A 14,640-nucleotide genomic window follows, 5' to 3' on the forward strand; every position below is an offset into this window, starting at 1 on the left:
ACGGGAGGACTCCATGACCGTCGACCACATTCCAAGCGCGAGCGGACTGCCGGTGATCGGCTCGATGCTCGAACTCCGGCGAGGCGCGCTGCAAGCCTACGAGCGGGCCCGCGCCGAGCACGGTGACGTCGTCCGCTTCATCGCGGGCCCGCCAGGCCTGCGCGCCACCTTCTACGCGGTCTTCTCCCCGCAGGGAGCACAGGAGGTGCTCGCGACCAAGGCCGCCGATTTCGGCAAGGACAACCAGTTCTATCAGGAGGCGCGAGAGGCTCTCGGCAACGGGCTGCTCACCAGCCAGCATGAGGATTACCAACGGCAGCGACGGCTCATCCAGCCCTTGTTCACCCCCCGCCGGGTCGACCTCTACGCACAGGCGATCCGCGAGGAGGCCGGGCGGATGACGACGGGATGGGCGGACGCCCAGGACGGGGTCGTCGACGTGCTCGGCGAGACCAGCCGATTCGCCCTCCGCACCGTGAGCCGCGTCCTGTTCGGCGCCGACGCCGGCGAGATGATCCCCGCCGTGCGTCGATGCTTCCCGATCCTGTCCACCCATACCCAGCGGCGCGGCTTCGCGCCGCGGAACGTGCCCAGGAACTGGCCGACGCCCGCCAACCTCAAGGCCGACGCGGCGCAGGCCGAACTGTATGAGGTCTGTGATCAGATCATCGCGGCCCGGGATCGGCAGCAGCAGCCCACTGAGACGGGCACCGACCTGCTGGCTCAGCTCACCGGCGCGGAAGGCGCCGACGGGGAGCGGCTCGATCCCGTGGAGATCCGCGAACACGTCCTCATCTTCCTGCTCGCCGGGCACGAGACGACGGCCACCGCACTCGCCTTCGCCCTGCACCTGCTGGCGCGACACCCCGCCGAGCAGGCCGAGGCCAGGGCCGAGGTCGACCGGGTGCTCGGCGGCGCCGAGCCCCAGGCCGCCGACGTCGACCGGCTGCCCTACCTGACGATGGTCCTGAAGGAGGCCATGCGACTGTATCCGCCCGCGCCTGCCGTGGGCCGCCGCAACAAGATCGCCGTCGAGGTGGACGGCCGGCGGATTCCCGCGGGCTCCGACGTGATCCTCGTTCAGTGGGCTCTCCACCGGCATCCCGACCACTGGGAAGACCCGGAACGCTTCGACCCGACGCGGTTCACCGAGGAGAAGGAGTCGGCCCGACACCGGTACGCCTGGCTGCCCTTCGGCGGCGGCCCCAGGGCGTGCATCGGCAGGCGGTTCGCCATGCTGGAGTCGGTGCTCGCGCTGGCGACGGTCCTGCGTGGCCACCGCATCGAGGCCGTCGACGTCGACGTCCCCGTGGAACAGGGCACCACCATCAGCGTGCGCGGCCCGATGCGCTGCCGAGTCGTCCCACGCTGACCGGCGCGGCGCCCGCCCGCCGTCACAGCGGCGTCGACATCACAACAGCGTGGCCAACACGCCGGGAAGCACCTCGACTCGCACGTCGGCGGCCTCGGCGACCCTGATCACCTCGCCGTCGATCTGCATCGGCGTCGGTGCCGACGTGGTGAACTCGTATTCCCGGACGCCGGGCTGTGGTCCGAGTCCGCGCACGGCCGCCCGCAGCGCCGTGCCCAGCACCCGCCACTTCGCGGTGTGCGCGATGGCGACGACCTCGAAGAGTCCGTCGTCGGGGCGGCCGTGCTCACTCAGGGTGGCGTACTTGGCCATCTCCGGGATGTTCGCGAAGACGAGACTGTCGAAGCGGTGTCGGGTGCCGTCCGGTCGGATGATGGTGAACGGCCTGTGACGGGCGAAGGTGCGCACCGCCGTGACGATCTCTCGAAAGGAACCCTTGCCGCCCTTCTCCAGGTCGACGGCGACGACCGGGGTCAGACCGAGCCCGATGTAGGAGTGGGCGTGGCACACCCGGACGTCTCTCCCCTCGGTCACCGTCAGCCTCAGCAGGTCGATGCGTCGGACGGCGCCCGCGACGATCGAGTCGATCAGCGGGCGGTTCCGAAGGACACGATGGTGGTCGTTGGCATTGCCTGCGGCGAGCACCGTGCAGACGGCATCGGTCTGCCCCGCGCGCATCACCCCGTCGACCACCTCGTTGTATCCGCCGTCGCCGCTGACCGACACGATGAGCGGGCTGCCGTCGCGCGCCGCCTCCGCCGCCAGTTCGCGGGCATGGCCCGCATGCCGCGTGGGCAGCAGACTGACGGGCAGGTCGGGCAGGCGTTCGGCCAGGTCGGCGCGCAGTCCCTCCGCCAGTCGGGAGGCCGAGCCGGTGCTGTTCGGGTTGTAGACCAGGACGGCGCGATCGAAGGGGGGCACGAACCGACAGTAGAGCGCCGGAACTCCCTGGACCCAGCTCGCTTCCCCCGACCGCCGTGCCTTTCGTCCGGACGGCGGCTCCGCCGAGGCACGCCGTGCGAGCCGTACTCGACGCGATCGCGCCTCGGCGAACCGCAGGCATCGGCGAACAACGGACGGCTCAGTCGCCGTCGATGCGCACGAATCCACCGGCCGGCGAGGACCAGCGTCGATAGCGAGTCCAGCAACGTCCCGTGTCGACGTCGAGTATCCGCAGGGCGATGTCGCCGTGCCAGACCGCCAGGTCCGTCGGCTGCCACGTCCAGACCTCCGGGACGAAGACGGTGCCCAGCGGCCGCACCGCACCGCCCGCGTCGACAGCCATGGCGGCGATCACCGTCATGGTCGTCGCACCGGGCAGCTCGCATCGCAGCGTCAGCAGGGTGTCGTCCCGCCCGTCGCCCGTGAGGTCGGCATAGACGATCCCCCGCGCACTTCCGAGGGTGGTGTCGAGCCGGTAGAGGTCGCCTGGCGAACCGGCCGCGCCGTCGACGAGTCGGATCGTCGGGGCCGTACACCGGTCGGACGCGGTCAGGACGAACCGGGCGGCGGCCCAGTCGACCTCACGGGCGGCGCGAGGCGCGGCAGGCCTCGACCGTCGCTCGTCGGCGGGCGGGGCGCCCATCGCCAGCCCGAGAGCACACGCAGCCGTTCCGATCTTCCGCAGCGGATTGGTTCCCGACCCGCTCATGCGACTCACCTCAGCTCTGCCGTGCCTTCGGCGATCGATGCGCGGGACTCGCCGCACCGGTTCGCCATCCGCCAGCAGCCTGCCTCGCTGTGCTGGTGAGCGCATCGAACGTCACCATATGGACGAGTGATGCGGAGGCGGCGCCCGACCGCCGCAGCGCGACGGCGCACCCGAACACCCACGTCGAGGCCTTCGACGTGGTCCGGGGCCCCTCCCCGCGACCGCACTCGCCCGTCCCCACCACGGCGAGCGGCCCACGGGCGACCCGGCGTTACTACTCGGTGGCATGACCTCGGCGACGGTGACCGCCGCGGCGCGCAGAAGGAGCAGGGGGGGAAGACACCATCGGGAGGAAGGACGGCATGGCGGCCGCGAATCGCGGCCGCTCACCCGTGACAGAACAACCGGGCCGAGGCGGAACACCGGCCGTCAGATTCGCACGAACCCTTCGCCGGAGACGAAACGGTAGTACTCGTTGGTGAACTCTCCGGTCCCGAAGTCCTCGAATCGCACCGCGACGTCACCGTGCCAGATCGCGACGTCGACCGGCACGATCTCCCAGGTGGCCTTGTTGCCGGCGGTGCCAAGGCTGGAGATGCGACCGCTCTCATCGACGTCGACCCCCACGACCGCGGTCGAGTACTCCGAATTACGCGGCCCGCACTGCATGATCAGCAACGCGGACTCCCCGCCGTGGCCGACCACGTCGCCATAGACGATCTCCGAGTCGGGAGCGAACCGATACACCCGGTCCTCCGTCTCCCCGGCGCCGTCGACGAACGTCACCGTCGCGGGCGGGCAGCCGCCTACCTCCGAGACCGGGAAGGTGGTGTTCCGCCAGTCGACGTCGCGGACGTCCTGCGCCGACGCCGAGGCACCCGCCGTGCCCTCCGCCGCCAAGGCTGCCGAACTCATCGCCACCAGGCCCGATGCGAGGGTGAAGCCCGTCGCGGCCGCCACCGCTACGCCCCTGAACCGCTTTCCCATCTTCAGCTCCCCTTGGTCGGCGGCGAGATCGGTTACCCGTTGACCCGCTGCCGCAGTCATCACCGTGCATTCACAGGAAGAGACGCACGTCACCAGCTCCAGGTTGCCGGCCCACGGTCGCGGCTGCCGGCAGGGCACGCACGGGGGCCCGTCATCGGGCAGTGACCAGGACGAACGCGCCACGCCTCATGTTGTTACTCGGGCCAGGCCGCCAGGCGTGGTGCTCCCGGCGGCAGGCGCGTGGTCGCATCCCCGTGTGCCCGCGTGACCGGAGTGGGTGACCGCGAGATTCTCCGACAGCGCATCCTGCTCGGCGACCGCGCGGTCGGCCATCAGCCGTGCCCCGACCTCAGGGGTGCCCTCGTCGGCCTCCACCGGGGCCGTCCCTGACGGGCGCCAAGGGATCGCCCCCGTCGAGATCGGTGCCCGGCCCGCAGGCGGACGCGCCGAGAAGCGGGAGGCGTAAGCAGCGGGAGGCCGCCGCACAACCTCCGAGCCCTGCCCGGCCCCGGCCGGACCATAGGGCGGACTGTGGGCACGGACAGCGGCCAGGGACGTCCGCTCCAGAACTCCGTGTCGAGTTGTCCGGTGGGGAGGGAACCGAGCTGGGACGTCCCCTTCGGCGGCAGCAGCCGCCGCGCGGCTACCCGAGCCGACCGGACATCAATCCGAGCCCCGGCGGCCACCCCCGGGCAGCCGGCCGGAAAGGGCCCCTCACCAGGGCGACGGTGCGTAATCCTTCAGGAAACAGCCACGCAGGTCTTCGCCCGCCTCACCACGCACGATGGGGTCGTACACCCGCGCCGCGCCGTCCACGAGATCGAGCGGGGCGTGAAAGCCCTCCTCCGCGAGCCGTGCCTTCAACGTATGCGGTCGTTCGTCGGTGATCCAGCCGGTGTCGACGCTCGTCATCAGAATGCCGTCCGTGAGCATCTCCTCGGCGCTGGTCCTGGTGAGCATGTTCAGCGCGGCCTTGGCCATGTTGGTGTGCGGGTGACCCGGCCCCTTGTAGGCCCGGCTGAACTGGCCTTCCATCGCCGACACGTTGACGACGTACTTCCGTCGCGCAGGGGACGCCGCCATCGCAGACCGTAGCCTGCTGACCAGGATGAACGGCGCCGTCATGTTGCAGAGCTGCACTTCCAGCAGCTCCGTCGGCTCGACCTCCTGCACATGCTGCGTCCAACTGTTGTGCTCACCCAGGTCCGGCACGAGTCCGCCCGCGTCGACGACGGCGCCCGAGGCCAGCCGCGCGGGCGCCGACGGATCGGCGGTCAAGGCCAGGGCCGTCACCGCGTCCGGGGTCAACTGCGCACTCACGCCCGCCTCGGCGACCGCCCCGACCAACGCGGCCGGGTGCAGCGCCGCCGAATGCCCGAAGGTGACGGTCTCCGGCAGCGGGCCGGCAGGCAGCGGCGCCGACTCGGCCGCGACCAACGGCGCATAGGAACCCGGCGATCGGCGCACGGTCTGGGCCGCGTTGTTGATGAGGATGTCCAACGGCCCCTGTTCGCGCACAGAATCGGCCAACGCCACCACCTGGGCCGGGTCCCGAAGGTCGATGCCGACCACTCGTAGTCGGTGCAGCCAGTCGCCGCTGTCGGGCATCGAGGTGAATCGACGGATCGCGTCGGACGGAAAGCGAGTGGTGATGGTCGTATGCGCCCCATCCCGCAGCAACCGCAGCGCGATGTACATACCGATCTTCGCCCGGCCGCCGGTGAGCAGCGCACGCCTTCCTGTCAGGTCCGTGCGCGCGTCCCGCCTGCTCCAGTTCAGCTCCGCGCACGACGGACAGAGCTGATGGTAGAAGGCGTCCACCTCGCGATAGCGGTTCTTACACGTGTAACACGAGCGGGCCCGCTGGTACGTCCCCGCCGTAGCGCCCTGCACCGAGGAGACCAGCGGAAGTCCGCGCGTCTCGTCGTCGATGCGCCCCGGCGCACCGGTGGCCGTAGCCGCGATCACCGCGTCATCGGCCCGGCGCTGGGCGTCCCGCCTGGCATTGCGCCGCTTCTTCCGGACCGTCTTGTAGATGCCTGCGGTCGCACGTCGGACCGCCACGGCATCCGGATGCTCGGTGGGAAGCTCCTGGACCTCGGCGAGCACCGCGAGACAGGCCGCCAGGCGCTCCGGGTCGATGCCGGCAGCCGAGCCCGACGTCGACGTCGCCGCTTCCTGCCGGGCCTCGTCGATCCCGCGCACCGTCATCTCACTCACCGCTTCCACTCCCACGTTGCACACGCCGCCGGAACTGTACGTGGAGGCCGTCGCCCCACGGCTTCGGCCGGTGAGCACCAGCCGGCAACCGGCCGCGCCGTCGACCGAGCAGAACCGGCAGTGCCCGCCTGCGCGAGACCCGGTCCGTGCTCGCCCTGCCCCGACGGACACCGCGTCCGACTACGGGCAGCCAGTAGAGCCGGCTACCGCTGGGCGTTCCCTCGCCCCGGTTCGCCTGCCCGGTCGCAGCGGAGTGCCATCCGGAGAACCGCCCGCCCGGGACGCGGTCCTGCCCACGGCCGGGCAAGCCTTCCTCGCTGGTCTCATCCACCGAACCCAGCCTGCCGTCCATGCGAACCCGTCGCCCCGGCTCGTAGAACGGTGGCGACCGCATCGCCGCAGTCCGCCCCGAATCGGGCGGGATCAGGCTTTCTCACCCGACCCCGGTCCCCGTGTTCCTCCAGGCTCGAACGGGGAAGGAGGTTGGTACGGGGGTCCGGGAGCGCCAACGCTCGACCATGACACCCGTACCACCCACCACGCCAGAGCATAAAAAAATGGGTGGAGGGAAAACCGGGAGCACCACACACAAGGGTGCTACAACCAGTCTCCCCTCCACCCATCGGTTGAGGTAAAGGTCGGCGGCGTCCTACTCTCCCACACCCCCACGGGTGCAGTACCATCGGCGCTGGAGGGCTTAGCTTCCGGGTTCGGAATGGGACCGGGCGTTTCCCCACCGCTATGACCACCGACACACCTGCGAAGAAACACCATCCCCACCCACCAACACACCCGAACCCACCCCCCCAAAAAAAGGGGGGGTGGCCCAGACCTGTTCCGGACAGGAACAATTGTTCCTTCAGAACCACACAGTGGACGCGTAGCACCTTCATAGCAAGTCCTCGGCCTATTAGTACCCGTCAACTCCACCTGTTACCAGGCTTCCATCTCGGGCCTATCAACCCAGTGGTCTGCTGGGGGCCTTAACCCACAAAGGGGTGGGACACCTCATCTAGGAACAGGCTTCCCGCTTAGATGCTTTCAGCGGTTATCCCTCCCGAACGTAGCCAACCAGCCATGCACCTGGCGGTACAACTGGCACACCAGAGGTTCGTCCATCCCGGTCCTCTCGTACTAGGGACAGCCTTCCGCAAGTATCCTACGCGCGCGGCGGATAGGGACCGAACTGTCTCACGACGTTCTAAACCCAGCTCGCGTGCCGCTTTAATGGGCGAACAGCCCAACCCTTGGGACCTACTCCAGCCCCAGGATGCGACGAGCCGACATCGAGGTGCCAAACCATGCCGTCGATATGGACTCTTGGGCAAGATCAGCCTGTTATCCCCGGGGTACCTTTTATCCGTTGAGCGACACCGCTTCCACCAGCCAGTGCCGGATCACTAGTCCCGACTTTCGTCCCTGCTCGACCCGTCAGTCTCACAGTCAAGCTCCCTTGTGCACTTACACTCAACACCTGATTGCCAACCAGGCTGAGGGAACCTTTGGGCGCCTCCGTTACCCTTTGGGAGGCAACCGCCCCAGTTAAACTACCCACCAGGCACTGTCCCTGAACCCGATCAGGGTCCGAGGTTAGACATCCAGTACGACCAGAGTGGTATTTCAACGACGACTCCGCAGCCACTGGCGTGACCACATCACAGTCTCCCACCTATCCTACACAAGCCGAACCGAACACCAATACCAAGCTATAGTAAAGGTCCCGGGGTCTTTCCGTCCTGCCGCGCGTAACGAGCATCTTTACTCGTAATGCAATTTCGCCGGGCCTGTGGTTGAGACAGCGGAGAAGTCGTTACGCCATTCGTGCAGGTCGGAACTTACCCGACAAGGAATTTCGCTACCTTAGGATGGTTATAGTTACCACCGCCGTTTACTGGCGCTTAAGTTCTCACCTTCGCCCCGAAGAGCTAAGCGGTCCCCTTAACGTTCCAGCACCGGGCAGGCGTCAGTCCGTATACATCGTCTTACGACTTCGCACGGACCTGTGTTTTTAATAAACAGTCGCTTCTCCCTGGTCTCTGCGGCCACACAACGCTAGCCCGAAAAGGGCTTCACGCCACACGGCCCCCCTTCTCCCGAAGTTACGGGGGCATTTTGCCGAGTTCCTTAACCACAGTTCACCCGATCGCCTCGGTATACTCTACCTGACCACCTGTGTCGGTTTGGGGTACGGGCCGCGAAGATACTCGCTAGAGGCTTTTCTCGGCAGCATGGGATCACTCTACTTCGCCTCATTCGGCTACGCATCACGTCTCACCCTTCACGCCCCAACGGATTTACCTATCAGAGCAGGCTACACGCTTACACCAGTACTACCACTCACTGGCGGAGCTACCCTCCTGCGTCACCCCATCACTTGACTACTACCAGCTCAGGTCCCGCGCAGACCACCACCACCCCCGAAAGGGCAACAATGATCCGGGCGGTTAGTATCACCAGCCTCGCCATGGGCGCATCCACACGGGTACGGGAATATCAACCCGTTGTCCATCGACTACGCCTGTCGGCCTCGCCTTAGGTCCCGACTTACCCTGGGCGGAATAACCTGGCCCAGGAACCCTTGGTCATACGGCGGCAGAGTTTCTCACTCTGCTTTCGCTACTCATGCCTGCATTCTCACTCGCACACCGTCCACGACTCGTTCACACGGCCGCTTCACCCGATGCACGACGCTCCCCTACCCATCCACACACCTAGACCTGACCCGAAAGCCAGGCCGAGCACACATGTGAATGACACAGCTTCGGCGGTACGCTTGAGCCCCGCTACATTATCGGCGCAGGACCACTTGACCAGTGAGCTATTACGCACTCTTTAAAGGATGGCTGCTTCTAAGCCAACCTCCTGGTTGTCTGGGCGACCCCACATCCTTTCCCACTTAGCGCACACTTAGGGGCCTTAGCTGGTGTTCTGGGCTGTTTCCCTCTCGACTACGAAGCTTATCCCCCGCAGTCTCACTGCCACGCTCTCACTCACCCGCATTCGGAGTTTGGCTGACGTCAGTAACCTTGTAGGGCCCATTAGCCATCCAGTGCTCTACCTCAGATGAGAAACACGTGACGCTGCACCTAAATGCATTTCGGGGAGAACCAGCTATCACGGAGTTTGACTGGCCTTTCACCCCTACCCACAGCTCATCCCCCAGGTTTTCAACCCTGGTGGGTTCGGGCCTCCACACGGTCTTACCCGCGCTTCACCCTGGCCATGGGTAGATCACTCCGCTTCGGGTCTAGGACATGCGACTCCAACGCCCTCTTAGGACTCGCTTTCGCTACGGCTACCCCACCCGGGTTAACCTCGCCACACATCACTAACTCGCAGGCTCATTCTTCAAAAGGCACGCCATCACCCCGAAAGGCTCTGACGGCTTGTAGGCACACGGGTTCAGGTACTATTTCACTCCCCTCCCGGGGTACTTTTCACCTTTCCCTCACGGTACTAGTCCGCTATCGGTCATCAGGAAGTATTTAGGCTTAGCGGGTGGTCCCGCCAGATTCACAGCAAATTCCACGAGCTCGCTGCTACTTGGGAACACGACCAGGAGACGCCAGGTTTTCGCGTACGGGAGTATCACCCTCTACGCCGGTGCTTTCCAGACACCTTCCGCTAACCACAACGTTTTCTCACTCCTTGCCAGCATGGCAGCACTGACCAGTCGGTCCCACGACCCCGCATACGCAACCCCTGCCAGGTATCACACGTACACGGTTTAGCCTCTTCCGCTTTCGCTCGCCACTACTCACGGAATCACGGTTGTTTTCTCTTCCTACGGGTACTGAGATGTTTCACTTCCCCGCGTTCCCTCCACACACCCTATATATTCAGGTGCGGGTGACACCCCATGACGGATGCCGGGTTTCCCCATTCGGACACCCTCGGATCATAGCTCGGTTGACAGCTCCCCGAGGATTATCGCAGTCTCCTACGTCCTTCATCGGCTCCTGATGCCTAGGCATCCACCGTATGCCCTTACTAACTTGCCACAAAGATGCTCGCGTCCACTGTGTAGTTCTCAAAGAACAACCAGACCACCCGCCACACGACCACCCACACCCCCACAGAGCGCAGTTTGACCGCCACAGACGACCCGACATTCCTTCGCAACTGAAGACAACACACCCGACAAGGCGTGTTCCCTCAGGACCCAACAGCGTGCCGACCCGAAACCACCCACCCCGACATCCCGCTTTCCACGACCACCACCGAAGCAGCAGACAGTACTCACCAGAACAACCAGAGCAGACAACCCCGAGATAACCAACAGTCCACATCCACTGAGCAGGCCGCCACCACCACACACGGGCAGTCAGACGACCCAACCCCACCCGACCACCCACACCCAGAAACACTGGACATCAGCGGCCACGCGAGAGTCATGCTCCTTAGAAAGGAGGTGATCCAGCCGCACCTTCCGGTACGGCTACCTTGTTACGACTTCGTCCCAATCGCCAGTCCCACCTTCGACCACTCCCCCCCTCACGGGTTGGGCCATGGGCTTCGGGTGTTACCGACTTTCGTGACGTGACGGGCGGTGTGTACAAGGCCCGGGAACGTATTCACCGCAGCGTTGCTGATCTGCGATTACTAGCGACTCCGACTTCACGGGGTCGAGTTGCAGACCCCGATCCGAACTGAGACCGGCTTTCTGGGATTCGCTCCACCTCACGGCTTAGCAGCCCTTTGTACCGGCCATTGTAGCATGTGTGAAGCCCTGGACATAAGGGGCATGATGACTTGACGTCGTCCCCACCTTCCTCCGAGTTGACCCCGGCAGTCTCCCATGAGTCCCCACCATCACGTGCTGGCAACATGGAATAAGGGTTGCGCTCGTTGCGGGACTTAACCCAACATCTCACGACACGAGCTGACGACAGCCATGCACCACCTGTACACCGACCTTGCGGAAACCCCATCTCTGAGGCTGTCCGGTGCATGTCAAACCCAGGTAAGGTTCTTCGCGTTGCATCGAATTAATCCACATGCTCCGCCGCTTGTGCGGGCCCCCGTCAATTCCTTTGAGTTTTAGCCTTGCGGCCGTACTCCCCAGGCGGGGCGCTTAATGCGTTAGCTACGGCACGGAGGACGTGGAAATCCCCCACACCTAGCGCCCACCGTTTACGGCGTGGACTACCAGGGTATCTAATCCTGTTCGCTCCCCACGCTTTCGCTCCTCAGCGTCAGTATCGGCCCAGAGACCCGCCTTCGCCACCGGTGTTCCTCCTGATATCTGCGCATTTCACCGCTACACCAGGAATTCCAGTCTCCCCTGCCGAACTCAAGTCTGCCCGTATCGACTGCACGCCCGGGGTTAAGCCCCAGGTTTTCACAGCCGACGCGACAAACCGCCTACGAGCTCTTTACGCCCAATAATTCCGGACAACGCTCGCACCCTACGTATTACCGCGGCTGCTGGCACGTAGTTAGCCGGTGCTTCTTCTGCGCCTACCGTCACTTTCGCTTCTTCGGCGCTGAAAGAGGTTTACAACCCGAAGGCAGTCATCCCTCACGCGGCGTCGCTGCGTCAGGCTTTCGCCCATTGCGCAATATTCCCCACTGCTGCCTCCCGTAGGAGTCTGGGCCGTGTCTCAGTCCCAGTGTGGCCGGTCGCCCTCTCAGGCCGGCTACCCGTCGTCGCCTTGGTAGGCCATCACCCCACCAACAAGCTGATAGGCCGCGGGCCCATCCCACACCGCCGGAACTTTCCACACACCACCATGCGATGGCATGTCCTATCCGGTATTAGCCCCGGTTTCCCGAGGTTATCCCAAAGTGCAGGGCAGGTTACCCACGTGTTACTCACCCGTTCGCCGCTCGTGTACCCCGAAGGGCCTTACCGCTCGACTTGCATGTGTTAAGCACGCCGCCAGCGTTCGTCCTGAGCCAGGATCAAACTCTCCATCAATGAATGATGAGAACCAGACCATGACTGATCTTACATCTCAAAGGAATCCTCACACGGAGGATTATCATACAACCAAACAAGCTCTGCTGGCTATTATCTCGACACACTGTTGAGTTCTCAAAGAACACGCGCACCACCACCCACACCACCCGAAAGCAGCTTCAGCGGCCCACGCCGTCATCTTCATACATTATCAAAACCATGCGAGCCACACCCGAGACCACCCTGCCGGGCAATCCCACTCAGTGTTTCTCTCGGCTCGTTGTGGTGAAACCTTAGCAAGTCGATTTTCAGTCTGTCAAATCGGGAGAACCACCGAAGCGGACACCCGATTCAGCAACCGACGACCAACACCCTCAAGGCACCGACCACCAACCGAACCGTATTCATTTCATCAAGTCAAACCGTATCCCGCCGCTGATCTCCGTGTCAAATCGGCGCTGCAGTCACAGCACTTCAGACCGGACGTTCGTCTGCGAGATATTAAGCTTTCAAAACCGTAGTCTTGCGTTGATCACCGTGTCAAATCGGCTCTGTCGAGCGATTTGCGCCGATGAAGCGCGCGAGATATCCGGTTATCAAAACCCGACTGGCTGCCTACACGAATCCTTTGGCGATCGCAGTTCTGCGTGAACTCGACCTGGCCTGAACCCGTGCATACGTACTCTGCTTCCCCGCGCACGTGTCGCGCCGAGAAACTTCGTCACCAGTTGGGGGTTGCCGCAAAACAGTACCCGGTCCGTGACGTGGCGTCAAGCCACACGACCCGGTGAAACTCTGTCCGACCTGGTGAAGACTACCACCACGCCGAACCGCTCTCTCGACCGTCCCCGCCAGGCTCTCGAAGTCCTGTTCCGTCCGGTGCTCCTTGCGGCAGAGGAGAAAGTACTCATCTCCATGCCTTGGAGTCAAACCGGCTGGTCAGGGCGCTACGGCGTCGTGAGAACCCAGTCCGGGCCGCACCTGCGCCGCCGGGAGGGCATGCGTGCGTCTGGAGTTCGTCGGCGCTGTCGGCGGACGAGGCGCCGCTCGGTGTGCGGGTCGAGTACCTGCGGGGCCGCTCGTCGAGAAGCCTGCTGGGCCGAAGCCGAGCGGCGACCGGGTCGACAACGACTTCTCGTGTGCCGCCGACCGCGGCCGCCTGCGCCGGTGGCGAACCGAGCACCGAGCGATTCGACGCGGTGCCGTCACCACGTCTCCTCAGTCGTCGTCTCCTCGGCCGCCGATGCCGCGGGCCCGCTCGATGCGCTGCTTGTGCAGCCTTCCCCACTCGCCCAGCGGCTCCAACGCGGTGTTCAGCGTGATTCCGAGCTCGGTCAGGGAGTACTCCACCCTGGGTGGGACCTCCGCATGGACCTCTCGATGTACGACGCCGTCGGCCTCCAGCTCGCGGAGATGCTGGGTCAGCATCTTCTCGCTGACGCCCGGAAGCATGCGCCTCAGCTCGCCGGAGCGTCGTGGTCCGGAGTCCAGCGCCCAGAGGATCAGTACCTTCCACTTGCCGCCGATGACGTCGACCGCCGCGTCGATTCCGCAGTCGAACGGCCTTCTCGCCACGATCCAGCCTCCACTTCCGAGTGTCCGTCCGAGCAGTCGCCCGCATCGTAGGAGCAGGCCGGATCGCGGCGGGAACGCATCGACGAGGGCGCGTCCGGGTGCGCCCGCCGCCGACGGACGTCCCCGCTCCGGTCGGCGGAGTCAGGCGAACAGCCGGGCGTAGTCCGCCTCGAGTTCGGTGAGACCCGAGAGGTCGTACTCACGGCCGTCCAGGATCGCGACGAGTCGTTCCAGACCGACGTGCCAGCCCGCCGCATTGGGAGCGGCGTCGCCGCGATAGGGGAAGACGGCAGTGAACACCAGCCGACAGCCTCCCGAGCCGTCGCCCGTCAGTTCCCACCGCAGGGTCTCGTCACCCCAGGTGTACTCGAGGAGCCGCGGCGGCTCGGCCTCGGTGACCACCCCGAGGCCGACGGGCAGTCCCGCGTACTCGGCCCTCGGCACGAAGCGGAGCTCCGCGCCCGGTGTGGCCGCGAACACGGTCCGTTCGTAGTCGAGCATGTCGACGAACCATCGGCGCAGCTCGTCGACCTCCGTCAACGCCCGCCAGACCGTGGCCGGGGGATGGTGCAGGTCGCGCTCGAAGCGCAGACGAAAACGTCCGTCGTCGGTCGTTCCCGAGGCGGTCAGCATGTCGACTCCGTTCCTTCGCGGTCCCGGACGTCGGCCCGCGGACGTGATCACTATATGCCAACATGGCTATATTCCCAATGCTGCATGTTGAACACGGCGTAGATCGGCTCGTCGCAGCGGCACCGGTGAACGGCCGACGTCTTGCCCGGCCCGGACCACGGCAGCGGGTCGGGGACGAACAGAGGCAGGCGGAGACGGCTCGCTCACGTCGATGTGCGGCCGTGAGCCGCGTTCTCCCACGGCGACGAGGGCGGGCGCCCGACTGGAGATCGATATCGATCGGGTCATGCGCGAGTCCCG

Annotated in this window: 8 protein-coding genes and 3 rRNA genes; 1 reads left to right on the top strand and 10 read right to left on the bottom strand. The window is 65.1% G+C overall.

All coding sequences use genetic code 11. From position 1 onward, the window contains the following. Positions 1-13 precede the first annotated feature (13 nt). Positions 14-1,372, top strand: coding sequence for a cytochrome P450 (locus AHOG_RS26585; protein ID WP_093943755.1), 1,359 nt, complete (start codon positions 14-16; stop codon positions 1,370-1,372). 39 nt (positions 1,373-1,411) lie between these two features. Here the strand turns inward: AHOG_RS26585 and AHOG_RS26590 are convergent, their stop codons facing one another. The 10 genes from AHOG_RS26590 to AHOG_RS26630 form a co-directional block, all read right to left on the bottom strand. Continuing rightward, positions 1,412-2,293: a diacylglycerol/lipid kinase family protein gene (locus AHOG_RS26590; protein ID WP_093943756.1), complete on the bottom strand. Its 882-nt coding sequence runs from the start codon at positions 2,291-2,293 to the stop codon at positions 1,412-1,414. A gap of 160 nt (positions 2,294-2,453) precedes the next feature. Beyond that, the gene (locus AHOG_RS26595; protein WP_093943757.1) at positions 2,454-3,023 is read right to left on the bottom strand and encodes a hypothetical protein; all 570 of its coding nucleotides are present in this window, start codon (positions 3,021-3,023) and stop codon (positions 2,454-2,456) included. 429 nt (positions 3,024-3,452) lie between these two features. Continuing rightward, positions 3,453-4,010, bottom strand: a complete 558-nt coding sequence (locus AHOG_RS26600; protein WP_093943758.1) for a hypothetical protein — start codon at positions 4,008-4,010, stop codon at positions 3,453-3,455. Positions 4,011-4,196: 186 nt separating this feature from the next. After that, positions 4,197-4,385, bottom strand: a complete 189-nt coding sequence (locus tag AHOG_RS28935) for a hypothetical protein (protein ID WP_157737057.1) — start codon at positions 4,383-4,385, stop codon at positions 4,197-4,199. Positions 4,386-4,724: 339 nt separating this feature from the next. Further along, on the bottom strand, positions 4,725-6,221 hold the full coding sequence (locus AHOG_RS26605; protein WP_093944846.1) for an SDR family NAD(P)-dependent oxidoreductase: 1,497 nt from the start codon (positions 6,219-6,221) through the stop codon (positions 4,725-4,727). 645 nt (positions 6,222-6,866) lie between these two features. Then, positions 6,867-6,983 (bottom strand): 5S ribosomal RNA (gene rrf, locus AHOG_RS26610). 137 nt (positions 6,984-7,120) lie between these two features. Further along, positions 7,121-10,231 (bottom strand): 23S ribosomal RNA (locus AHOG_RS26615). 403 nt (positions 10,232-10,634) lie between these two features. Further along, positions 10,635-12,150, bottom strand: a 16S ribosomal RNA gene (locus AHOG_RS26620). The 16S, 23S and 5S rRNA genes sit together here, the layout of an rRNA operon. A 1,200-nt stretch (positions 12,151-13,350) precedes the next feature. Next, on the bottom strand, positions 13,351-13,707 hold the full coding sequence (locus AHOG_RS26625) for a winged helix-turn-helix transcriptional regulator (protein WP_376700077.1): 357 nt from the start codon (positions 13,705-13,707) through the stop codon (positions 13,351-13,353). A 141-nt stretch (positions 13,708-13,848) separates the two neighbouring features. Beyond that, complete coding sequence (locus tag AHOG_RS26630; RefSeq protein ID WP_245856460.1) at positions 13,849-14,340, bottom strand: SRPBCC domain-containing protein; 492 nt, start codon at positions 14,338-14,340, stop codon at positions 13,849-13,851. Positions 14,341-14,640: the final 300 nt, after the last annotated feature.

Source organism: Actinoalloteichus hoggarensis, from assembly GCF_002234535.1.
Taxonomy (GTDB): domain Bacteria; phylum Actinomycetota; class Actinomycetes; order Mycobacteriales; family Pseudonocardiaceae; genus Actinoalloteichus_A; species Actinoalloteichus_A hoggarensis.

Bases quoted from the DNA above. Each gene is read 5' to 3' on its own strand.
- AHOG_RS26585 (WP_093943755.1), top strand. From the start codon at position 14: ATGACCGTCGACCACATTCCAAGCGCGAGCGGACTGCCGGTGATCGGC.
- AHOG_RS26595 (WP_093943757.1), bottom strand. From the start codon at position 3,023: ATGAGCGGGTCGGGAACCAATCCGCTGCGGAAGATCGGAACGGCTGCG.
- AHOG_RS26600 (WP_093943758.1), bottom strand. From the start codon at position 4,010: ATGGGAAAGCGGTTCAGGGGCGTAGCGGTGGCGGCCGCGACGGGCTTC.
- AHOG_RS26605 (WP_093944846.1), bottom strand. From the start codon at position 6,221: ATGACGGTGCGCGGGATCGACGAGGCCCGGCAGGAAGCGGCGACGTCG.
- AHOG_RS26630 (WP_245856460.1), bottom strand. From the start codon at position 14,340: ATGCTGACCGCCTCGGGAACGACCGACGACGGACGTTTTCGTCTGCGC.